The organism is Aliiglaciecola litoralis (assembly GCF_039523355.1).
Classification (GTDB): Bacteria; Pseudomonadota; Gammaproteobacteria; order Enterobacterales; family Alteromonadaceae; genus Aliiglaciecola; species Aliiglaciecola litoralis.
The window spans coordinates 556,775-581,830 of sequence record NZ_BAAAFD010000001.1 but is presented as its reverse complement, the minus strand read 5'-3'; the positions used below and the strand labels follow the sequence as shown (position 1 = coordinate 581,830).

The 25,056-nt window shown below is 42.9% G+C and carries 12 protein-coding genes; 9 read left to right on the top strand and 3 right to left on the bottom strand.

Annotated features, from left to right (window positions below; genetic code table 11):
- Positions 1-623 precede the first annotated feature (623 nt).
- Both ABD036_RS02620 and ABD036_RS02615 read left to right on the top strand, forming a co-directional pair.
- On the top strand, positions 624-3,536 hold the full coding sequence (locus ABD036_RS02620) for a TonB-dependent receptor (RefSeq protein ID WP_343856217.1): 2,913 nt from the start codon (positions 624-626) through the stop codon (positions 3,534-3,536).
- Between the two features lie 131 nt (positions 3,537-3,667).
- The gene (locus tag ABD036_RS02615) at positions 3,668-5,170 is read left to right on the top strand and encodes a tryptophan halogenase family protein (protein ID WP_343856215.1); all 1,503 of its coding nucleotides are present in this window, start codon (positions 3,668-3,670) and stop codon (positions 5,168-5,170) included.
- 1,238 nt (positions 5,171-6,408) lie between these two features.
- On the opposite strand, the gene ABD036_RS02610 is transcribed toward ABD036_RS02615, so the two are convergent.
- Both ABD036_RS02610 and ABD036_RS02605 read right to left on the bottom strand, forming a co-directional pair.
- Positions 6,409-7,908, bottom strand: a complete 1,500-nt coding sequence (locus ABD036_RS02610; protein ID WP_343856213.1) for a glycoside hydrolase family 32 protein — start codon at positions 7,906-7,908, stop codon at positions 6,409-6,411.
- A 160-nt stretch (positions 7,909-8,068) separates the two neighbouring features.
- Positions 8,069-9,523 (bottom strand): glycoside hydrolase family 32 protein, encoded by a 1,455-nt coding sequence (locus ABD036_RS02605; RefSeq protein WP_343856211.1) that lies wholly within the window; start codon positions 9,521-9,523, stop codon positions 8,069-8,071.
- 215 nt (positions 9,524-9,738) lie between these two features.
- Here ABD036_RS02605 and ABD036_RS02600 point away from each other — a divergent pair, with 215 nt between their 5' ends.
- From ABD036_RS02600 to ABD036_RS02575, 6 genes are all read left to right on the top strand, one after another.
- Positions 9,739-10,752, top strand: a complete 1,014-nt coding sequence (locus ABD036_RS02600; RefSeq protein ID WP_343856209.1) for a LacI family DNA-binding transcriptional regulator — start codon at positions 9,739-9,741, stop codon at positions 10,750-10,752.
- 524 nt (positions 10,753-11,276) lie between these two features.
- On the top strand, positions 11,277-14,009 hold the full coding sequence (locus ABD036_RS02595) for a TonB-dependent siderophore receptor (RefSeq protein WP_343856207.1): 2,733 nt from the start codon (positions 11,277-11,279) through the stop codon (positions 14,007-14,009).
- A gap of 127 nt (positions 14,010-14,136) precedes the next feature.
- Positions 14,137-15,459: a sugar porter family MFS transporter gene (locus ABD036_RS02590; RefSeq protein ID WP_425542536.1), complete on the top strand. Its 1,323-nt coding sequence runs from the start codon at positions 14,137-14,139 to the stop codon at positions 15,457-15,459.
- Position 15,460: 1 nt separating this feature from the next.
- Positions 15,461-17,509, top strand: a complete 2,049-nt coding sequence (locus ABD036_RS02585) for a glycoside hydrolase family 32 protein (protein ID WP_343856206.1) — start codon at positions 15,461-15,463, stop codon at positions 17,507-17,509.
- Positions 17,510-17,709: 200 nt separating this feature from the next.
- Positions 17,710-18,951: an MFS transporter gene (locus ABD036_RS02580; RefSeq protein WP_343856205.1), complete on the top strand. Its 1,242-nt coding sequence runs from the start codon at positions 17,710-17,712 to the stop codon at positions 18,949-18,951.
- 1,809 nt (positions 18,952-20,760) lie between these two features.
- Positions 20,761-21,804, top strand: coding sequence for a LacI family DNA-binding transcriptional regulator (locus ABD036_RS02575; protein ID WP_343856202.1), 1,044 nt, complete (start codon positions 20,761-20,763; stop codon positions 21,802-21,804).
- A 136-nt stretch (positions 21,805-21,940) separates the two neighbouring features.
- Here ABD036_RS02575 and ABD036_RS02570 read toward each other — a convergent pair whose 3' ends face one another.
- On the bottom strand, positions 21,941-23,872 hold the full coding sequence (locus ABD036_RS02570) for an alpha-amylase family glycosyl hydrolase (protein ID WP_343856200.1): 1,932 nt from the start codon (positions 23,870-23,872) through the stop codon (positions 21,941-21,943).
- 212 nt (positions 23,873-24,084) lie between these two features.
- Here ABD036_RS02570 and ABD036_RS02565 point away from each other — a divergent pair, with 212 nt between their 5' ends.
- A complete protein-coding gene (locus ABD036_RS02565; RefSeq protein WP_343856198.1) occupies positions 24,085-24,969 on the top strand; it encodes an ROK family protein in 885 nt (294 codons plus the stop codon).
- Positions 24,970-25,056 lie beyond the last annotated feature (87 nt).

Sequence of the window (25,056 nt, the reverse complement as noted above, 5' to 3'; positions counted from 1 at the left end):
AAAACCTCCAAGTTCACAGCAATCACTACACCAATAAATAATTAAAAATAATTAAAGATAAAGCAATGAAAAAGCTTAATAACCTGAACTGTGGATAATAAGTGCCCCCCAATAACGCCCTTTTCTCGCTTATCTGCGTTGAGCTTTCTAGTAATACGCCAGCTATTTCGCACGAAAATTCGTTTGTGCTAATACTTTACTCTTCTTTTATCCGTAAAAAAGGCGTTGCAGTACACATTGTAAAAGTACAAATGGTCGTTCGCTCTACCGATTAAAATCATCTTTGCTTATTTTGGGGCTATTAAATATGGCGGCTCAGGTTGATGGGCGAGTTGGCTACAATTAAAAATGGCTACTAGAATACCCTGAGGGAAATGCATTTAAATCAACCACTCATTGTAAATGGAAGAGCAATAAGTAGCTGTAGGTTAAGAGAAAACTCATTGAGTCTTTCTAAATCATTTAAGTCTTGGTTGTTTTATATTAGCTGCAAGCTTGTTTATGCTGCCTTTTATGTTACTTAATCATTTAAGAAAATGCTTGAATATAATAAAAATGTTAATTACTATTAACAATAAGGCAACACTGTATACACCACACTAGGTCGACTAAGGACACACAAAATGATTAATACAAGACTGTTTAAGCCCGCACTACTCTCAGTTGCAGTTTCTTCGGCAATGTTTTCTGGCCATTCAATGGCTCAGGATAACGCCGCAAACAATGATGATGTGGAAGTAATTTCTGTTCAGGGTATTCGTGGCTCTCTGATCCGTGCCCAAGCGGTTAAAATGGATAGCAGCTCTATTGTTGAAGCTATCTCCGCTGAAGATATTGGTAAGCTGCCTGATTCATCTATTGCTGAATCACTAGCCCGATTGCCTGGCCTTGCCGGTGAGCGCGTCGGTGGTCGTACTTCAGGCATCTCGGTTCGTGGTTTTAAAGAAGATTTCGTTGGTACGTCGTTAAATGGTCGTGAACTCATTGGTATTGGTGATAACCGTGGTGTGGAGTATGATCTTTATCCTTCTGAAATCATGACTGGCGCAACTATATATAAAACCACCGACGCTTCATTACTTGTTCAAGGTATAGGTGGTACGGTTGATTTACAAACCGTTCGTCCACTTAATGCCAAAGAAACATTAACAGTAAATGGTGTGTATGAAATCAGCGGTAGTGATTCAGACAACCCAGAGTTTGACAATAAAGGACATCGGTTATCTTTGTCTTTTGTTGAAAAATTTGCCGATGATACTATTGGGCTAGCAGTTGCTTATGCAACAACTGAATCTCCTAACAACCAACGTAAATATGGTGTGTGGGGCTATGCTCAGAATGATGATGGTGCTTTCTTGCCAACAGGTCTAGACACCCAGTCAATCAGTACCTTGCTTGAACGAGATACATTGTCAGCCGTGTTGCAGTTCCGTCCGACAGACGACTTAGACATTGTCGTTGATTACCTTGACATTGATTACTCTGACTCTGGCGTATTGCGTGGTTTCATCGAACCTTTCGCATCTACTAATGTGACCGGTACTGGAGTAAACGCGACTGGTACACAAATCAATGCTAACCCAGTATTACGTACTGATCCGCTTCAAAAAGACGGTGACTTGAAAATATTGGGGTTAAATGTTGAATATCATCTTAATGATGATTGGAAAGCAACATTAGATGTTGCGGATAGCGAGTCGACTAAACGAGATCTACGTGGTGAATCATACGCTGGCTTGGCACGTTCAGGGACGCTAGATACGGATCAATTGGGTACTCGTCAATTTGTAATGAGCCAAGATGGCGTATTCTTTACCGGTTCTACCGGTCTTGATGCGTTTTCCGATCCTAATGCGTTACAACTGACTGGTCCTCAAGTTTGGGGTGGTGGTTTGGCAAATTTAGCAGACCAATTTGAAACAGATGTGTTGCGTCCAAATGGCGACCCGTACACCTATTTGAATGCCCAGGATGGCTTCTTAAACTTTGCTGATTTTAAAGAAGAACTCACGACCGTTAGATTTGAAGTGGAAGGCTTATTAGAAGGTGATATTTTCAGTAAAGTAACGGCTGGCGTTAATTACAGCGACCGCTTTAAAGAAAAAATTAATAAAGGGTTCTTTGCTACATCTAATGCGTACCCTCAATCTACCGCAATCCCATCTAATTATGTATATGGTTTAGCGGATCTGACTTGGGCTGGTCTTGGTCAGGTTGTTGCCTATGATGGGTTTGCACCCTATAACGATGGTACTTATATTCAAAACGACGCTGGCTTGCTAGAGCCGGATCGTTTGGGTGATACCTTTGAGATTGAAGAAGAAATCGTTACCGTTTATGCCAAGGTCGATTTTAACACTGAGTTAAATGACATGGCAGTGACCGGTAATATCGGTGTTCAATATGTACAAACCGATCAGCAATCAAACGGTTATATTGGTATCGTCGGTTCTAATTTTGCCGTATGTGATGACAATAATGATGGTCAAGTTGATGCTGCGTGTAATGTCTCTCTTGGTACAGATTACAGTCATGTTTTACCGAGCTTAAATGTGAGTTTAGAAGTTGCAGACAGCAAATTTGTGCGATTTGCAGCGAACAAAACCATCAGTCGTGCTCGTATTGATCAAATGAAAGCATCTAGCTTTGTGAAGTTCGACCAAAACATTGAATTAATCACTATTCCCAATACCCTTGCTGCGGTGCAGCAATATGGCTCACCTTGGTCTAAATCAGGTGGTAACCCAATGTTGCGCCCACTTGAAGCGAACAACTTCGACTTGGCTTATGAGCATTACTTTGAAGATGAAGGTTATTTTGCGGTTTCTTTATTCTATAAAGATTTAGTCAATTGGACGCGTGAGAGCTCAGGTGACAGTTCGATAATTAACTTTAGAAATGATGAAACCAATAATGGTGCTGATTATTTCATTGCCGGTTTCCATGACCGCGTTATTGATGTCGCAGGCAATTATGGACCGGCAGATGTATTCTACGATGCAGGTGATTTAGCTACTCCACCTGATTTTGGTACCTTTTCATTTTTTGAAGATGGCCTTGAAGGAAGTGTTAACGGTTTAGAGCTAACCGCCAACGTACCTTTCAATATGTTTGCTGATGCCCTTGATGGATTTGGGGTAGCTGCTTCAGCCACCTTTATCGATGCAGAGTTGGATAACGGCTCTAAAATAGCCGGTCAGTCAGACGAGGTTTATTCACTTACCGCATACTATGCAATGGAAGGGTTTGAGGTAAGGATTGCGGCAACCGATCGTTCGGATTTCCTGACTTATGAGCGTGGTGGTTCAAACAAAATATCAGAAGCAACGCGCTCTGGTGTGACCCTGGTTGATGCGCAGATCAGTTACGACTTCGGCGACTCTGATATTGAGTATTTACAAGGCCTGCGCATTTCATTGCAAGGTACAAACTTAACGGATGAAGATGAAGAAACCATCGACAGTAACGGCATTGTTACTACTCGTCGTCAATTTGGTCCTTCTTACTTGCTGAACTTTAACTACTCGTTCTACTAAATACAAACGTTCGAATGTATTTTAAAAGACCCTAACAATTGAAAGATTGTTGGGGTCTTTTTTTACTTTTTGATTGTTTGACTTTACAGTAGGAAATCGCGTTTCCATTTAATTGAAAAAGGCATTACTCCATGCAAAAACCTGTCAAAAAAGTTGTGATCGCCGGCGGTGGAACGGCGGGATGGATGACAGCAGCCTTGTTGCGCAAAGTGCTGCAACAAGAAATTGAGATTGAACTGGTTGAATCTGAAGATATTGGCATCGTTGGTGTGGGTGAAGCGACTATTCCGCCAATACAAATTTTTAATCAGTACTTGGGATTAGATGAAAAAGAATTTCTCCGGGAAACCAAAGCCACCATAAAACTGGCGATAAAATTTGAGAATTGGCGCGTCGATGGAGAGAGTTATTACCATACCTTTGGTGCACCGGGTGCCAATATTGGTTTTTGCGGCTTTCAACATTTTTGGATGCGCGCAAAGCAAGCTGGACTGACGAATTCCTTGTGGGACTATGATCTTAACTATTTATGCTCAGAGCAGGGCGTATTTAATAAGATCAATACTCAAAATCCAGTTTACGATTTGCAGTACGCATACCATTTTGATTCAGCGTTGTACGGTCAGTATTTAAGAAAACTATCCGAAAAAGCCGGAGTGAAACGCACAGAAGGATTAATCGAACATGTGGATGTGGACCCTGAGTCAGGTTTTATCACTGCGCTGCAACTCAAAAGTGGTCAACAAATAGAAGGCGATTTATTCATAGATTGCACGGGCATGCGAAAGCTATTGATCGGAAAGACCTTGGGGGTTGAATATGAAAGTTGGGATCATTGGCTACCCGCTGATAGCGCATTTGCGATACCGACAGAACGTTTCGACTCCACCTTGCCTTACACCCGCAGTATTGCTCACAAAGTGGGGTGGCAGTGGCGAATACCGCTGACCCATAGAAACGGCAATGGCATGGTCTACAGTTCTAAATATATCTCAGATGAAGATGCATTGAATACATTGATGTCTCATCTTGACTCAAAACCCTTGGACGAGCCGCGAAAAATAGGTTTTGAGACAGGTCGCACCGATAAACAGTGGCATAAAAATGTTATTGCAATTGGGCTCTCCAGTGGCTTTTTGGAACCGCTAGAATCTACCAGTATTCATCTGATCCAATCCGGCATAGTGCGTTTGCTGAAAATGTTCCCCAATGAGCGGATCACGCCTGCTATGACGCAATTGTACAATGCTGAATCGAAACTTGAGTTTGAAACAATCCGCGATTTTATTATTTTGCATTACCATGTGAATGAACGTGATGATTCTGACTTTTGGCGGGATATGCGCACGATGTCGATACCTGATCGTTTACAGCAAAAAATGGACGCCTTCAAAGAGACTGCGGCTATATTTAACGATAATAACGATATTTTCAGGGACGCTTCATGGTTACAGGTGATGTTAGGCCAGGGCATACAGCCGCAAGATTATCATCCAGGAGCAAAAGTGCACGGTGACCAAGAGTTACTCAATGTGATGGCAAAGATACACGACGCCAAGCGACAGCCATTGTCGAAAATGTTGACCCACGATGAGTTTTTGTCACGCTATTTAGCAACATTGGGTGACGCCTAGGCTGACGGCTCCCAAAAAGAAAATACAAAACTCAAATTGAATCCATCCATGGTAGCTCACCCAGCCAGCACGTCCTTGTGCTGTCGTGCGGCTGGGCGGCGCGGAGCGCCTAAACATACCAGCCTTACCCCGCAGCGCTCTTTTGGGGCGCACGCAGTGCGGGATCTTTTTAACTCCTGTTTGTATTTGGCTATCAAGGTGTATTGCGAGATCTCCGATCAAAAGACTTCGGAGATGACAGTATTGCTGTCATCCCGCAGCGCTCTTTTGAGGCGCACGCAGTGCGGGATCTTTTTAACACATCCCCGTCATCCCGCGGCGCTCTTAAGCGGGATCTTTTTAACTCCTGTTTGTATTTAGCTATAAAGGTGTATTGCGAGATCTCCGATCAAGAGACCTCGGAGATGACAGTATTGCTGTCATCCCGCGGCGCTCTTAAGCGGGATCTTTTTAGCATTTGTTTGTATTGGGCTATAAAGGTGTATTGCGAGATCTCCGATCAAGAGACCTCGGAGATGGCAGAGGGGAGACCTCGGAGTCGACAGTATTGCTGTCATCCCGCAGCGCTCTTAAGCGGGATCCTTTTAACACATCCCCGTCATCCCGCAGCGCTCTTAAGCGGGATCTTCTTAACATTTGTTTGTATTGGGCTATCAGGGTGTATTGCGAGATCTCCGATCAAGAGACCTCGGAGATGACAGTATTGCTGTCATCCCGCAGTGCTCTTGAGCGGGATCTTCTTAACATTTGTTTGTATTGGGCTATAAGGGTGTATTGCGAGATCTCCGATCAAGAGACCTCGGAGATGACAGAGAGGAGACCTCGGAGATGACAGGGGGGAGACCTCGGAGATGACAGTATTGCTGTCATCCCGCAACGCTCTTAAGCGGGATCTTTTTAGCATTTGTTTGTATTGGGCTATAAAGGTGTATTGCGAGATCTCCGATCAAGAGACCTCGGAGATGACAGGGGGGAGACCTCGGAGATGACAGTATTGCTGTCATCCCGCAGCGCTCTTAAGCGGGATCCTTTTAACACATCCCCGTCATCCCGCGGCGCTCTTAAGCGGGATCTTTTTAACTCCTGTTTGTATTTAGCTATCAGGGTGTATTACGAGATCTCCGATCAAAAGACCTCGGAGATGACCGGGGGGAGACCTCGGAGATGACAGGGGGGAGACCTCGGAGATAACAAAAGTGAGCCCCAGAAGACTACTGTTAGCTAACGATTTAAGTGGGTTAAAGTCGCGTTATTTCCCGCATTTTACGAATGTTGACATTGGTTGGGTTAATCGAGCTTTGTGCTACAGGCTTGAAGATGGATAATGGTTCTTCTGGGAAAATCAGTTCAGACATTGCGTATTCCCCGTTGTTGAAAAAAACTTCAACGGAACATCGGTCGATAAAGATATCCATTGTTATTGTATTGTAAGTGCGTGTCGCCTTTGCAATGTGAATACCTGAAAAGCCTTCTGCGAAATCTTGGTTTCCGCTCTTGCGTCTGTCCACATAAAATATACCGTCAGATTTACAATATCCAATGCGTGTTAACTGGCCTAAAGTGTTACTTAATTCCACGCATACGTGATCTGTTTGTGTTGTATCAAAGTCAATTTGAATGCGGCTTGCTGACAAATCTGAGCCTATATTTGTCGGTTTGTTTAGTGAAACATTGTCGAGATTAGCAAGTTCGTCGCCCACTAATTCTTTGTAAATAGGAGCCGGACAACAAGTTAAAACCAGTTCTTCGTAAAATGTCTCTAGTTTTAATTCTCGGATCATGGTCATAGTGCCACGCCATTGGTTAGTTGGTGTTTTGTAGGCGTATGTCCAATTATTCATCCAACCAATGGAAAAAACGCGATTTCCGAATGACGAATCTTGCAAGTTTGTCCAACCCACACCAGCGTAATTATCTGACCCCCAATCTAACCATTTAACATCAGTCTGCTTGGTGATAAATCTCAACTTCCCGTCAACTTCTAAAAAGTCACCAATGAAATACTGAGTACCGCTGCCGCCATTTGGTCCGCCAGGATTAACACTTACTATTAATACCCATACACAGTTATTGCTATCGCCATCAATCGGCATATAACGTAAGTCTGGACATTCCCACTCCCCTTCGTGAGCGCCATGTCCCTCTCCAAACCAGCTTTGTAATTGCCAGTCAATCAAATTTGTCGAAGACCAAAATTCAATTCTCTCAGGACCCGCCAATGCCATGATCCAAAGTGACTGTTCTTCATACCAGAATACCTTTGGATCACGAAAATCTTTAGACATTCCCGCACTGTTGGGGATAACTGGGTTATGATTATATTTACGGAATGTGCGCCCATTATCTAAGCTATAAAACATTGATTGTTGTTGTTTTGGCAGTTCAGAGGTGTAAAACCCAACTAATGTATTTTTACTCAGCCCACTGGAGTTGTTTTTATCAACTACCATGCATCCAGAGAAACACATCCCTAAATGTTCATCAGGTATTATTGCTTTTGGAAGCTCCTGCCAATGAAGCAAATCTTTAGAAACAGCATGTCCCCAAGACATTGCACCAAATACGTTGACATAGTCGTCGTGTTGATAGAATAGGTGAAACTCACCATCAAAATAGACCATTCCATTGGGATCACTTAGCCAACCTTTTCTCGCAGTATAGTGATAATGCGGGCGGTATTTCTCTGGGGATGTCGTGACAGGATCGACATCTGAAGATACATAGTGGTCTAAAGACATAAGGTTCTACCTTATTTTTATCAACAAAAGATTAGAAACTGTAATAGCCAAAGCTAAATAAAATATCTAACTAACATAGGCTGTCCTTCACACCTAAGGTTAGGCAAACTTGCAATATTATTCATTTACCATACGTGTTTCTTCACAATATACTTAATTCCTAATTAAGAAAGCTAACTTGCGTCCGTAACTTTACTTGCTGTACGTTGCTACCACTAACTTCAAGGTTTGAGATTGGCATTTCAGAAAAATACAGAGCTGTAAACGTAGTTAAACCTTGATTTATAAATACTTCGATTGACGAGACATCAAGAATTATTTTAATCTCAATACGATCCGATTCGAGCAAATGAAGGTCACCATTCATCACCGCATGAAAACCGTCGGTAGACCATTTGCAATTTCCTCTATCTAGCTGAGTTAATTGTTTTGGGAGGTCAAGCAACAAGTTCAACGATTCATTAGAGTTGGTTTTAAGCGCGATTTTAATCTTGCTTTGACTGCTAATCTCATCAAACGACAAATCTATTTCACAACAGTCTGAAATGGTAAGATTTTGCACCTTGTCCAATGTGGACGTGTGGGTAATTTGCTCTGTGGCAAGCAAATTTAAATTGGCTGCCGGCAATTGGCTGATTTGATATTGGTTATTTACATTGGTGAGCGTTAACTGCCGTGGAAGTGTCATGGCTCCACGCCATGTAGCCGTGGGGGTTTGGTTGGCATACTGCCAATTGCTCATCCAAGCAACCATTATTCGTTGATCATCTAAATCTTGTAATCCATCCCATGTGATCCCAGCGTAACAGTCGGTACCATAATCAAGCCATCGAATGAGTTCATCATCTGATGTAAAGTGATGACCATCGAATTCGCCAACGAAGTATTGCATAGCTGAACCGCCATTTGGGCCTCCTGGATTAATAGAAACCAACAGTATCCATTTACGAACGCCCGTTTTTGAACACTCTAACGGAAATAAGTCAGGACATTCCCAAACGCCATCGTGAGCCCCTTGTTGTTTGCCGAATACAGACAAAAAATGCCACTGCTTTAAATCTGCTGAAGAGTAAAAATGAATGCAGTCACCGACCGCTAGAGACATAACCCAACTACTGCTTTCTTTATGCCAAATTACTTTGGGATCGCGAAAATCGGCGAGCTGCGGATTTGGAATGACTGGGTTGCCTTCAAACGGTTGAAAGGAGTTACCGTTGTCAATACTAACGGCAATACTTTGCGACTGTCCGGTTTTATCTGAATGGTGAGTGAAGGTAGCTACGATAGGAGCGTTTTCGTTCTCTTTAAATCCTGAAGTATTGTTTTTATCGATCACCGCACCACCTGAATATATATAACCCAATCCATCAGGCTCTGCGTAAAGAGCTATGTCGTGTTGCTGCCAGTGTAATAAATCCTGAGACGTGGCATGTCCCCAGTGCATGTTTCCCCAAACACAATCCTGTGGATTCATTTGGAAAAATAAATGGAATGTTCCATCGACAAACACCAACCCATTTGGATCATTAATCCAGTTACTTGTCGTCGTAAAGTGGAATTTCGGGCGCCACCTTCTCTCTGGGGGTAATAAATGCGCATTACAGTTTTTCGACATTTTAAGTACACTCTGCTTGAAAATAGCTATTAGGAAAACCGATGTCACTCTAACTGAACAAGTAGGGCTGACAGTAAGAACAACAGGTTTAAACTAAAAAACGACACAATAACTGTCTATCGTTGGACATTATAGTGCTAGTTGCAATATAAATGTCAACTAAAAGTTCAGTTTCATGTATTATCTTAGGCTTGAGTATCACTCTAGGGGTAAATATGGCATCAATTAAAGACGTAGCGGTAAAGGCCAATGTCTCAGTAAAGACAGTGTCGCGTATTTTAAGTGGTTACCAAGGTGTCAGTGCTAAAACCAAAGACAATGTTTTGCGTGCTATGGAAGAGTTAGAATACTACCCATCGGCGGCAGCGCAAGCGTTGCGAGGTCAGGAGAAAGGTATAGTAAGTGTAATCACAGAGAAGCTTACAACAACCCCCGATGCTTTTGAAATAATTGCTGGCATCCAAGCTGAATGTGAAAAACAGGGCAAGTTATTAATGATTGGAGAGTCTGGGGGCAAACCGGCGAGTTTTGCAAAATTAGTCGATGACTTTAGGCGCCATCGTTCCCAAGCAATTATTTATGCTACTTTGTATCATCGCGAAGTTAAAATCGAACAAAGTTTTAATCATTGCCCACTCATTTTAGTAAATTGTTTCGAGAAAACGCTTAGACACCCCACTATAGTACCAGATGACAGCCAAGGCCTGTATGACGCTACTAAATCGCTTTTACAAGCAGGCCACCGTCGAATAGCTTATCTCACTTTGTTTGAAGAAATGCGAGCGACTCAGCTTCGAAAACGCGGTTTTGAAAAAGCGATGTTGGAAGCTGATGTGCCTGTTGATCCAAATCTGATAATTGAAGGTGTATGCACTGTTTCTGATGACGAATTTAGTAAACTTCCAGATGTGTTACGCAATATTATGGCCCTACAAGATAGGCCAACAGCTATATTGTGTGGGAACGATAAGATGGCTATGCGTATTTATATGTTAATTCGTCGCATGGGTTACAAAATACCAGAAACAATCTCTATTGTCGGCTACGACAATTATAAGTTGATTGCCGAAAATTTATTACCTCGTCTGACAACGGTATCTTTACCTTACTTTAGAATGGGCGAATTGGCTGCTAAATTGGCAATCGATAAAATTATTGAGCCGCGTGAAGAAATAGTTTGCGGTGATCTAATTATGCGTGATTCATTAAGCGCTCCTTATAAGGCTTAAGTTTAAAAGGCGAACTGACTTTTCAGGTTGGAGGCTAAAAGAACGACTTCTTCTATTACTCTTGGCGTTTAGGCAGATACACGTTTATTCGCCTTACTTCCCTAAGTTAATATTAAGCTTACGGTAATTCAGTAGTCCGTTTTAGTTGGCTGATGATATGGGGAATCTTCGTAATTCGCTCAAGTGACCCTCAAACTCTTAGTGTTAACTTTTAGTTAATCCTTTTAGGGCAAAGCATGTTAAAAAACCTTAGATTAAACTAGGTTCCAATAGTAAAATTGATTGTGCATCGATGGACACAAGCTCAGCAATAAATACTCAAGCTTAATAAAAGTAAACTTAAATCTAGGTTTATTCCCTGAATTTTCACCAATTCACCATGACATACCTTGGGAATTAACGTTCCGTTAAATTACCGCGATTAAAAAATAACCACGAAAGTAAAAAAAATGTTGACACAATGTAATTTTAGCGTAATGTCCTACGATAGACATTAAGGCAATGCACATAAACGGGTACATATTATGTTTAGAAAAAACTATTTTGCTATTTCAATTGCGGCTGCTCTGGTCAGTTCGCAAAATGTTGCCGCTCAGGATAATTCGGATGCTGTTGCGGATGACTCAGGGCTAGAGCGCATTATTGTGACAGGCGTAACGCGCAATACTCAAAAAATGGAAGCTACCTTTTCTATAAACACTATTACTGAAGAAGACATGAAAGTATTGGCCCCCAATGGGGCGGCAGAATTGTTGGGAAATATCCCTGGATTCTTCCCAGAAGGCGGCACAGCGGGTGAGTCTCACAACAACGTACTGGTTCGAGGATTACCTCAAGCAGGCGGTTATAGGTATGTACCAAATCTAATAGATGGCTTACCTGTATATGAAGAACCTGAAGCGCCCTTTATGAATAATGACGTATTTATCAAACCAGATTTAATGACCGTTGCTGTCGAAGCGGTAAAGGGGGGGCCTGGAGGTGTGCTTTACTCTAATGCTTTAGGGGCTGCGGTAAATTACGTGACTAGAACAGGTTCTGATGAGTTCAAAGGAGCGTACAAACTTGAAGTGGGAGACTGGGGGCATGTCAGAAACGATTTTTACATTTCTGGTCCAATTAATAACAATCTGACCTATGCGTTCGGTGGTTTTTATCGCGTTGCCGAAGGCATGCGCGACCCAGGCTATACTGGCAATAGTGGTGGGCAACTTCGTGGTAATGTTGTTTATACAAGTGATGATAGCTCTACAGAAGTTAAGGTTCAGGCTCATGTTATTAGAGATAAGACCAATTTTTATCAAAATATACCTTACTCTATAACCAATGATCGAGCGCCAGGTACACCTGACGACCCCTTCAAAATCTCTCCCTCAAGCGTTAATAATTTAGGAGTAGATTTTGGTGATGGTCAAGTTTTATCGTATCAAACGAGCTTTTATAATTTATATAATCCTGATGGTAGCCTGCTCAATCTGGATATTAGCGATGGAATTGAACCTAAGTTCGATATTTTTACTGTTGAGCTAACCAAAGACTTCGAAAATGAATGGCGCTTGCATGCCGCTGTTCGCTCTACTGCTGGCTCAAATGGGTTTAACGCCATGTTCAATGATCCTCCTACTGAGCGCACCCAACTAGAGAGCGAGCAATTCTCTCGAATTCAAGGATTTGATGGGGTTATCGGAGACTCATACGCTGACGCAGTGGCTGTAAAGGCCTTTTATAATGATACGGTAACGGGTACGGATTTGAGTTCAGCGGAACGTGCTGATGATATCCTAGCGCATAATATCCCCGTGTATGGGAAGGTTGATGCAACAAGTGCAGTGGCTGACATACGTTTGAGTCGACTTTTTACATTCGAAAAACAAGATCATGAGCTCACATTTGGCTTTTATACTAGCCATTACACATACAATGTACAGTCAGTGTTTGCTAGTGCTTGGAGTAATATCAGTGAAAGTTCACGATTAGTCGATTTGTATGCAGTAGACGCAAGTGATCAGCAAGTTGGTCCTTCCATTACACGAGGTGGGGTTGATCAACCGGCACTTTTCGGTTTGGGGGCTGATTCCACAATGCGTACTAATGCCTTATATGTGTTAGATCACATTTCACTGTTAGACGGCGACTTACAAATCGATATCGGAGGCCGTTACCAAGAGCTCGATGTTAATCGCGTCACTACAAACTCTTTCGATCCAGGGAATACGTCTAACGATTTCACACCTGCTGATGTAGTTGTAGGTTCAACAAACGACACACTTTCTGATAACTTTGTTAATGTGCCAGATGGTACACCTCGCTTTGCCTCGGAGAGCTATGATGCGTTTGGCTGGACGCTTGGTGCAAACTATCGTTTGACAGATAGCATCACAACTTACTTCAGTTATGCAGATTCTTTCCGCCTTCCAGGATTTGAGGACTACATTTTCGGTGGTCCTGCTACGAACCCTTCAACTGGTGAAATCGCACGGGGTGATTTAGTCGAAAATATAAAGCAATACGAAGGTGGACTTCGTTATGCTGGCAAAGGGTATGAGTTAAGTGCAAATGCTTTTTACATTGATTTCGAAGCCAAAGAAAACCTTGGTGCTACTTTAGATGACCTTTCTGCAACAGGTGATAATAATGTATCTTGTGCCTCCGTTCCTGCACCCGCTAATTGTCCCAAAATACGTGATAGCTTCCGTACCAGTCTTGAAAATATAGGTATTGAGGTAGAGGGTAGCTACAGCCCTAATTGGTTAGAAGGATTAAAACTGCAAGGCAGTGTTGTATGGCAAGATCCTGAGCAAGGACAAGATAATGCAATCAGAAGCGGTATTATTGAAACAGACACTAACGGAGACAATATCAATGATTTACGTAGTTACGATATTTCCAGTGGTGATAAAAGACGGCCACGTCGTCAGTCAGAATGGTTAGTTAACGTTCGTCCCTCTTATTCCTTTGGTGATATTCCGTTAACACTTTATGGTCAGGTTATGTATTTCAGCGAGCGATTTGCAGCAGACGGCAATACTAATGTGACCATTTACCCAGAGTACACGCAAATTAATGTTGGCTTTCTTTATTCTATTAGTGATGACATGGAATTTCAGTTTCACATTAGTAACTTAAATGATGCTGACTCATTTACCGAAGGTAGTTCAGTCACTGAAGGTCTTCAGTTCTCAAATGGTGATTATAGAGGTGTTGCAAGACCACTATTGGGCCGGACGATGAAAGCTTCATTAACCTTTAATTTTTAAGCCAAATTTAGTCCAAATTAACAAAGATTTGAGTTTAAAAAGCGGTGACTAAAACTCACCGCTTTTTTATGTTTCATTACTCTATTTTGGTGTAGGTCTAAGCACACCAAAGTTACTGGAGCAGACTATGAGTAAGATCGCACTTTGGTCAATATCAGTAGCCGTTGCCGGCTTCTTATTTGGGTTTGATACGGCTGTCATTTCAGGCGCAGATCAACCGATTCAAAATTTATGGCAAACAAGTCCTTTGTTTCATGGCATGTTTATCATGTCATCAGCGCTATGGGGAACCGTACTTGGAGCGCTAGCAGGGAATTATCCGTGTGATAAATTTGGGCGCAAACCTACGCTAGTATTGATTGGCTTACTTTATCTTGTATCTGCCTTGGGATCCGCGCTAGCTACAGACCCTTATACTTTTGCAATAATGCGATTTATAGGTGGGGTAGGCGTAGGGATATCATCCATTGCCGTACCCGCGTATATCTCAGAAATTGCTCCGGCTAAATATCGCGGCCGACTTGTTGCTCTTTACCAATTTCAAATTGTGTTTGGCATATTGATCGCATTTTTATCAAACTACCTGATATCCGGCATGTCCGATTTTGATTGGCGTATAATGCTAGGTATTGAAGCGCTCCCCGCGCTTGTGTACTTTTTGCTTATCCTTAAAGCCCCAGAAAGTCCGCGGTGGTTAATTTTACACGGAAATAATGTTGATAGGGCTAATCAGGTACTAATCGAACTTGGCGAAAAAAATGCACAAATTATTGTCAATGCAATACAAACTGAGCATGAACAGCACAAAAATGAAGCACTTTTTTCAAAGATTTACCAATTTCCCATAATTTTAGCTTTTTTGCTTGCTGCTTTTAATCAACTCTCTGGAATAAATTTCATTATCTACTACGCACCACGCGTGTTTGAGTTGGCAGGATTGGATGCCAGCTCCTCATTATTGTCGACCGCTGGCATCGGTATGGTCAATCTAGTGTTCACAATGCTGGGGATATTTTTGATTGATAAGGTTGGCCGTAGAACATTACTGTTAATTGGCTCCATAGGATATATCACATCGCTCGCGGTGGTTTCTTGGGCGTTTAGCAGTGGTGCTGGCGGAATCATTATTGTATTTTTCGTGTTCTCGTTTATAGCATCACATGCCATCGGACAAGGTGCCGTCATATGGGTGTTTATCGCTGAAATATTTCCTAACAGTGTGCGTTCCAAAGGCCAATCGTTGGGCTCTGGAACCCACTGGGTGTTCGCAGCATTAATCACATTGTTGATGCCGTTTGTCTTGCAGCAGTTTAGCGCAAGCAGTGTATTCTCGTTTTTTGCCTTTATGATGATTTTGCAATTAATTTTTGTATTGCGGCTCATGCCGGAAACTAAAGGAAAATCTTTAGAAGATTTGTCTTTTTTAGTCATTAATAATCGGGAAGGTTAACATGTTCTCAGTGAAGCGAAATGTGATAAGCGCTGCAATACTAGTATTAATTGCAGGATGCACCACTAAGGTTATTGTCGAAACTGCTACTGAACAGTTTCGGCCCAAATTTCATTATACTCCGCCTGCTAATTGGATGAACGACCCTAATGGCATGGTCTATTATGAGGGTGAGTATCATCTATTTTATCAATATCATCCAAACTCGACAGTGTGGGGACCGATGCATTGGGGGCATGCTGTCAGTACAAATTTGCTAGACTGGCAAACATTACCCATCGCACTCTACCCCGATGAACAAGGGACCATTTTCTCCGGTAGTGCGGTCATTGATTGGCAAAACACATCGGGTTTTGGCTCTATCGAATCCCCCCCTATGGTTGCGATCTATACATATCACGACAACATAAAAAACGGTCTAGGAAAGGACGATTTTCAAACACAAGCAATCGCCTATAGCTTAGACAAAGGACGCAGTTGGACAAAGTTTCACGGTAACCCAGTTTTAAACAATCCAGGTATCAGAGACTTTCGTGATCCTAAAGTAACTTGGCATGAACCGAGCCAGCGTTGGATCATGGTGCTCGCTCAACAGGATCATATCGGCTTTTATTCGTCCAAAAACCTTCGTCAATGGCAACCATTGAGCACTTTTGGCGAGGGGGTAGGGAGTCATGGTGGCGTATGGGAGTGTCCCGATTTACTCCGCGTAAAAATAGAGGGCACTGATGAATACAAATACATTCTAATTGTAAGTCTTATTACGGGGGCACCTAACGGTGGTTCTGGTACGCAATACTTTGTCGGTGATTTTGACGGCGAACGATTTCTGCTCGACGATGAGTTTAGTAAAAACTTGCAACCCACACCCTCGTATTTTCCGGAAGGCATGGTGTTTGAAAACTTTGAAAATGGTTTTGAAAACTGGCGTATCGAAGGTAATGCATTTAGTGACACGCCGACAACAGGAGGATACGAGGGGCAAAATTTTGTAGATGGATTTGTCGGCAAGAAATTGGCAAATTCTTATCATTTGGGGGATGGCTCAGTTGGTTCAATAACCAGCCAAGAATTTAAAATACGAAATAACTTTATCAACTTTTATATTGGTGGGGGTAGCGATCCCAAGAGGACTTCAGTCAACCTATTAATCGACGATAAAATTGTTAAATCCCAAACAGGAAGCGATCGAGAGGTGCTGTCGATAGCCAGTTGGGATGTGAGAGAATATATTGGTCAGACTGCGCAGATAAAGATTATTGACAATCACACTGGCAGCTGGGGGCATATATTGGCAGACCATATCGTATTTTCTGATGAAGCCGCTCACGAGCGCATCGAGCCTGCTATGTGGCTTGATTATGGAACTGACAACTATGCTGGTGTGACATTTTCAAATATACCTCGTAGCGATGGAAGACATCTTTTTATGGGGTGGGTAAATAATTGGACTTACGCTAATTCATTGCCTACTAAAAAATGGCGAGGCGCGATGACAGTGCCACGTGAATTATCACTTGTAAAATCTCAACATGGCTTTAGATTGAGTTCAAAGCCCGCCAGTGAATTATCTGCTCAGACTACAACATTGTTGTCGCAACCACAGTTAGTGGTTCATCAATCGCCCCTTTTATTAGCTAATAGTGAGTCTTTACCCACTGCGGCAATTAATCATTCTAGACTTACATTTAATATTAATGCTTCTCAAACGAGCCAAATTGAATTGCGTTATTCCAATCAACTTAAAGAGCAGTTGAGCATCACCTTAGATTTAAAATCACGACAACTGATACTCGACAGATCACAATCGGGCATCACTGATTTTAACCACCACTTTGCTAATATTCAAACGGCACCGTTAACCGATATTGAAGCGACAATGGATATTGATATTTTGTACGACAATTCTATCGTCGAAATTTTTGTCAATGGCGGTTCCACTGTGATGACTGTATTAGTTTTTCCAAACCAATCCTTTGATAAGATTGAGATAATGTCATCAGATGAGGTGACAATGACCGATCTGAAATTGCATGGAATAAGTAAATAATGGGCTCATCTGCCTTTGATAAAAGGCATTGCACGCAATTCGATACATCGTTGACTAAGCACTTTCTTTATAAATTAAGTAACTTGATATTTAATCGATATTAACTCTTTTGCAACAAACAGATTGCAGTTAGCTACATTTATTATTATTATCAATAACCATTGTCCATCGATAGACATAAATTAACAGTGAGATAGTAAATGCATACTAAAGTATCTAAGCGCAATTATTGGTTACTCAGCGGGGCTTTACTCACCTTTTTCTTAACTTGGTCGTTTTGCTTTTCAATTTTTTCAATTTGGCTCGAACAATTTGTAGGCTTGAATGGTGAAGAGCGTGGCATTGTTTTTGGATTAAGTGCCTTTTGCGCTTTATTTGTTCTACCCATTTACGGCTATTTACAGGACAAGTTAGGGCTTAAAAAGCACATATTATACTTTATTGCCGGACTGCTTATATTGGTCGGGCCCTTCGCGATTTACCTGTATTCGCCTTTGCTAAAGACCAACGTATGGTTAGGGGCTGCGCTTGGTGGTGTATATTTCGGCATGGCATTTAGTGCGGGGGTAGGGGTAATCGAAAGTTACGTTGATAGAGTCGGTCGGATGACGGGGTTTGAATTTGGAAGAGCGCGCATGTGGGGCTCGATTGGGTGGGCCATCGCCGCTTTCTTTACTGGTCGAATATTTAATATCAATCCAGAGCTCAATTTTTGGCTGGCAAGTCTATCTGGTTTATTGTTTTTGACTTGTGTAGCATTTGTAGTACCCGCCGCGTCACATAAAGAAGAAGAAAGGTTTGACAAGGAATCTGCAGCGTTAAACATTTCGGATGCCTTGCACCTATTCAAAAACAACAAATTTTTAGCCATGGCGGTTTATGTTATAGGCGTGGCCACTGTCTATGGAGTGTATGACCAGCAGTTTTCGACCTATTTTGCGTCGGTATTTCCTACTAAGGAAGAAGGTAACGCTATGTACGGCTATCTAAACTCGCTGCAAGTCTTGCTTGAAGCTCTAGGCATGTTCCTTGCTCCATTCTTGGTTAATAGAATCGGAGCTAAAAACGGTTTAATTTTAGCGGGGGCAATCATGGCATTGCGGATAGTTGGTTCAGGATACGCAGATGATAATTACACTATTTCATTAATGAAATTGCTTCACGCAGTTGAGTTACCTATTATGCTTGTTGCCATTTTTAAATATATTTCTGCAACTTTCGAAGCACACTTGTCGGCGACAATATATCTGGTGGGGTTCGTTTTTATGGCTCAAATCGGTGCAGCAGCTTTATCCATCGGCGTTGGGATGATGTATGATGAATTGGGCTTTCAATTATCCTATAAAATACTAGGTGCAGTGGTTGGTTTCTTTGTCTTAGTGTCGTGGCTTGTACTTACCAATGACAAGACCCAAAACAAGAAAATACAAAATTCAAATTGAATCCATCCATGGTAACTCACCTAACCAGCACGTCCTTTTGCTGTCGTGCGGCTGGGCGGCGCGGAGCGCCTAAACAAACCAGCTTTACCCCGCAGTGCTCTTTTGAGGCGCACACAGTGCGGGATCTTTTTAACACATCCCCGTCATCCCGCAGCGCTCTTGAGCGGGATCTTCTTAACATTTGTTTGTATTGAGCTATACGGGTGTATTGCGAGATCTCCGATCAAGAGACCTCGGAGATGACAGTATTGCTGTCATCCCGCAACGCTCTTAAGCGGGATCTTTTTAACTCCTGTTTGTATTTGGCTATAAGGATGTATTGCGAGATCTCCGATCAAGAAACCTCGGAGATGACAGGGGGGAGACCTCGGAGTCGACAGTATTGCTGTCGTGCGGCTGGGCGGCGCGGAGCGCCTAAACAAACCAGCCTACCCCGCAGTGCTCTTTTGGGGCGCACGCAGTGCGGGATCTTTTTCACTCCTGTTTGTATTGGGCTATAAGGGTGTATTGCGAGATCTCCGATCAAGAGACCTCGGAGATGACAGGGGGGAGACCTCGGAGTCGACAGTATTGCTGTCGTGCGGCTGGGCGGCGCGGAGCGCCTAAACATGCCAGCCTTACCCCGCAGCGCTCTTTTGGGGCGCACGCAGTGCGGGATCTTTTTAACACATCCCCGTCATCCCGCAACGCTCTTAAGCGGGATCTTCTTAACATTTGTTTGTATTGGGCTATAAGGGTGTATTGCGAGATCTCCGATCAAGAGACCTCGGAGATGACAGAGGGGAGACCTCAGAGATGACAGTATTGCTGTCATCCCGCAAAGCTCTTTTGGGGCGCACGCAGTGCGGGATCTTTTTAACACATCCTCGTCATCCCGCAGTGCTCTTGAGCGGGATCTTCTTAACATTTGTTTGTATTTGGCTATAAGGGTGTATTGCGAGATCTCCGATCAAGAGACCTCGGAGATGACAGAGAGGAGACCTCGGAGATGACAGAGAGGAGACCTCGGAGATGACAGAGAGGAGACCTCGGAGTTGACAGTATTGCTGTCATCCCGCAGCGCTCTTTTGGGGCGCACGCAGTGCGGGATCTTTTTAACATTTGTTTGCATTTAGCTATACGGGTGTATTGCGAGATCTCCGATCAAGAGACCTCGGAGATGACAGGGGGGAGACCTCGGAGATGACAGAGAGGAGACCTCGGAGATGACAGGGTTGAGACCTCGGAGTCGACAGTATTGTCGTCATCCCGCAGTGCTCTTAAGCGGGATCTTTTTAACTCCTGTTTGTATTTGGCTATAAGGGTGTATTACGAGATCTCCGATCAAAAGACCTCGGAGATGACCGGGGGGAGACCTCGGAGATGACAGGGGGGAGACCTCGGAGTCGACAGTATTGCCGTCATCCCGCAGCACTCTTATCGTCTTATGCATATACCGCGTTACTGAATTTCCAGTGCAAAATGCAAAGTGAATATATCGTGATAATTCACCTTAACCCTTTAAGTTGGGAGATAATAGTAGCTTGTTACCGATAAGGCTGACGCCATATACAATCTAGGCTGCACAGAATGATTACCAAAAATATAGTGTTAAGTGATGGTTGAATTTAGTGTAAACTATGTCCAAAGGCAATTTGGCTGGCGCGTTTTTGTTCTCGTAACAACTGTTGAATCAGCAAATAACAATATTCAGAGTCTAAGTAGGGACAATGACAATTAGGCGTCTGAAATAAACCTAGTTTGATATACAGCAAAGCTCGCGCTTGGATTAGTGTGACGCGGAATAAGTGTATTTCTTAACATCGAGTAATGATTATCAAAAAGAAATTAAATCTTAAGCAAGTATCAGCGCATTTGGGTGTGTCTACCGCGACTGTTTCTAATGCATTTAATCGACCTGATCAGCTCTCAGCTAAATTGCGCGAGCGTATTCTAAGAGAAGCCGCTGAATTGGGCTACAACGGTCCTAACTTGGCAGCTCGAACCTTGCGTCGTGGCGAATCTGAAGTCATTGGCGTTATGTTACTGGATTCTCTGAAGTACAGTTTATCCGATCCTGTGGCTAATCAATTATTACAGGGAATTGCTGAAGTATTGGTAAGCCGTAATAAACACATGTTGTTGTTATCCGGTAATATGCATGCCACGCAACAGCGAGGCGCGGAATCACTGCCTGATGGCTTTATATTGTATGGTGGTATTAACCGAGAATCCTTTGAATATATATTGAATACCGGCAAGCCAGTGGTGGTCGTCGATTTTGAATATCATGAAACCGCCTCAGTCAATATTGATAACGAAAAAGGTGCCTACACCATCGCCAAGCACGTATTACAAGGCGAAGACGTTCGTCCGGTGATTTTAGGTATAAGGCTAATTGAATCTGATCGTGTTTGCCGATTAACGACGGCTGATTTAGAGCTGGAGTCAAAGGAAATATCTCGCTCTCGATTGGACGGTTATTTAAAAGCGGCTAAAGAACAAGGTTGCGATATCGCTGCTCAACAGGTTTGGCATATACCAATCAATGATTCGGAATATGCAGAAATTGCCGCTCGGGAAGCATTAACAACTACACCACGGCCCAATGTATTGCTTTGCATGAGTGACGTAGTGGCGCTAGCGGCGTTACGGCTTGCCAAAGAACTCAATTTACGTGTTCCTGAAGATGTCCAAATTACCGGTTTTGATGATATTCCGGAATCTTCGCGAGCAGAGCCGCCATTGACTACCATTTGTCAGCAAAGTATTGAAAAAGGCCGGCTTGCGGCGCGCTTATTATTAGATAAAGCGCCTAAAGAAAATGTGGTGTTAGAAACGCGCTTGGTGTTGCGCGGAACAACCAAGAGCTGATCCTATCCAACAACACATTAGCGCAATTGATAAACTAGCCTCACCAATGTGAGGCTCATTTTTTTCCGATCTGGCTTTGTACGGCAATTAGCTTATAACGGTGAGCCTAATTGCCGATTATGAGCGATATTTTACGTTAAGCCTTAGCCGTTATCCACATCACTTGATAAGGCGCTAAGGTGACAGATTCATTTACAGCACTAAGCGCTGTATTGCCAACTAATTCAACCACGTTATGGCTACCTATGTGATCGATTATTTTGCTGTCCACTGACTGGTTGTGTTCGCTGAAATTATTGATAGCGAGTAAAACCTGTCCTTGGTCATCTCGTCTAGTAAAGGCAAACACATGCTGATTGTCTGTCATCACGATTTGAGTTTCACTTGAGCCCAACAACGGCAAGGATTTACGTAAATTTATTAAGTGTTGAAGTCCGTTTGCCACTTGATTTTCAGGGTGAGAGCCGGTCTGTGATTTTTGGATTGCGTTGTCAGTGACTGCAATGCGGTGTACCCAACGCCCATCGTGACTTTTACTGTCATCTTGTTGATAACTGTAATCATTGGTTAGTGCCAGTTCATCGCCAGAATACAGTAAAGGTACGCCGCCAATTGCCAAAATAACCGCATGGACCAATAATATACGGCCAATTGCATGCTCAATTAATTGGCTATCATCAGCAAGCATCGCCTTTTCCAGCCCCGCTAGCGATGCCAAAGAGCCGCACACTCTACAGTCGCCGGTGCTGGGGTTTTCACCAAAGGCGACCCCACTAGCAAAGCTCCCTTCAAAACGACCGGTATAAAATTGGTTAAGGAACTGGCGATGATCGTGACTGTTAATGCCTAATTGCCAAGCAACGTTGTCATCGAATGTCCAACCAATATCATCGTGGCATCGGACATAATTAACCCAAGCGCAGTTTGGTGAAATCGCAAAGCTACGTTGCATCGACTCCGTTAATAACTGGGTTTTTCGCGTGGCTAAACTTTCCCAAATTAACGCCATCAATAGTGGATTATAAGATAACTGGCATTCCTGTTCATCGATGTACTTGAGCACTTCATCTGGATGCACAATAGCCTCAGATTTAAATACAACGGCAGGTGCTGCAATTTGCAAACAACTGTTAAATGCTTGAATTAGGCGATGCGCTTTATCTTGGTTTTCGCAAGAAGTGCCCATTTCTTTCCAGATAAACGCCAGTGCATCTAATCGTAGCGCTTCGCAACCAATGTTGGCTAAAAATAGCATTTCTGAGGTAATAGCATTAAACACGGCGGGATTTGAGTAATTCAGATCCCACTGGAAATTATTGAATGTGGTCCAAACCCATTTTTGCGAGTCTTCATTCCAAGTAAAATTTCCCCGTCTCACTTGCGGAAATATTTCTCTTAGGCTTTGTTCGTATTGATCAGGTAAGGTGCGATCATCAAACATGTAATAATAGTCTTGGAATTCTTTGTCACCTTGTTTTGCAGCCATCGCCCAGCGATGTTCGTCTGAGGTATGATTGAACACAAAATCGAGCACCAAGCTGATATCTTTTTTAGCCAAGGCTGCGGCTAGGCGCTTTAAATCGTCCATATCTCCAAGTTGCTGGTTCACTTTACGGTAATCTGACACCGCATAGCCACCATCGCTGTCACCTTTGGGCGCATCGTAAAGCGGCATTAAATGCAGATAGGTGATCCCTAATGATTCAAGGTAAGGAATTTTAGCTTCGAGATTAGATAAGTCGGTGGCAAATAGGTCAACATAGCAGGCCATGCCCAGCATTTTTTCACTTTGATACCAATGAGGATCCGCGAGTCGCTTTTTATCTTTTGCTTTTAACGGTTTTGGTCGTGCTTGATACCCTTCAGCTAAAGTCTCAACAAGCTGTTGAACATAATAATAAAAGTCGTATCGATGACCGTAAATATCAATTAACAACGAAAATAGGCGCGGAAAATGACTGTGTAGACGCTGCTCAAACACCGCGCGATCAGTTTTAGCAATGCCGGATAAATCGACGCTTTCGAGTATACGAGTTAACGAGCGCTTGCTTTCTTGTTCTATATTCATAGTTTCAACCTTGCTAATGAACTGATTCGATTAAGATTCTGTCTTGCAATCAATTTTAACGTCTTATAACATGGCGATTATAACACCATTTTTACAACTGTTAACAATCATAGTAGATCTTTCTTAAACGTTACAGTAATATTTAGTGGAAAGTGTCAATCCCAAAGCTACACTTTACGTTTGGTCAACTTAATTGCATAAGGTAAACCTCAATGAAAGCATATTATGCGGCCATAGAAGCCGGTGGAACCAAGTTCAACTGCGCTATTGTCGATGCGGCTCGAAATATTATAGTTGAGCATCGCGTGGCAACCACAACGCCGCAAGAAACCTTAGCGCAGACTGTTGATTTTTTTAAAAAACAGCGAGCAGCGGGATACGATTTTGACGCCTTAGGCTTAGCGTGTTTCGGTCCTGTGGATTTACGCAAGTCTTCAGCAACTTTTGGCTACATCACCAAAACGCCCAAACCACACTGGTCAAATACACCTGTTGTGGCCATATTAGCTGAAGCGCTTGATTGCCGAATTGAATTTGATACAGACGTTAATGCGGCAGCAATCGCAGAATCTCGCTGGGGCGCGGCAAAAGATACAGAGGTATCAAACTACGTGACTGTCGGGACCGGTGTCGGCGTTGGTATTGTGGTTAATGGTAAGAGTCTTAAAGGACTGATCCATCCAGAGCTTGGACATATGCTTATCCCTGCTCCGGAAGGGATTCAAGGACAATGTCCGTTCCACGGTAATTGTGTTGAAGGTTTGGCATCAGGGCGCGCGATGTCGCAAATTTGGGGTGTCCCAGCCGAAACGCTCGATGATGATCATCAAGCTTGGGATATTCAAGCCAAAGTGCTTTCAAAACTATGTCATAATTTGTTGGTGAGTTTTAGTCCCGAAAAAATTGTCATGGGTGGCGGTGTGATGGCCAAACCTGGATTGCTCGACAAAGTATTAAGATACACTGAGGATTCTTTAGCGGGTTATTTGGTGCTTCCTGATGATCTTAGCTTAGAACACATCATCTGCTTGCCCGGTTTAGGCAGTCATTCTGGCTTGATGGGGGCGCTCGCCCTAGTGTTGGATGAACCAGTCTGACAAAATCGGTAAATTGAAGCTTTTCATTTGGCAATAGTTCCTTATCATTCAATAGATTGGTATAGTCTGCATGCGTATTACATGCAG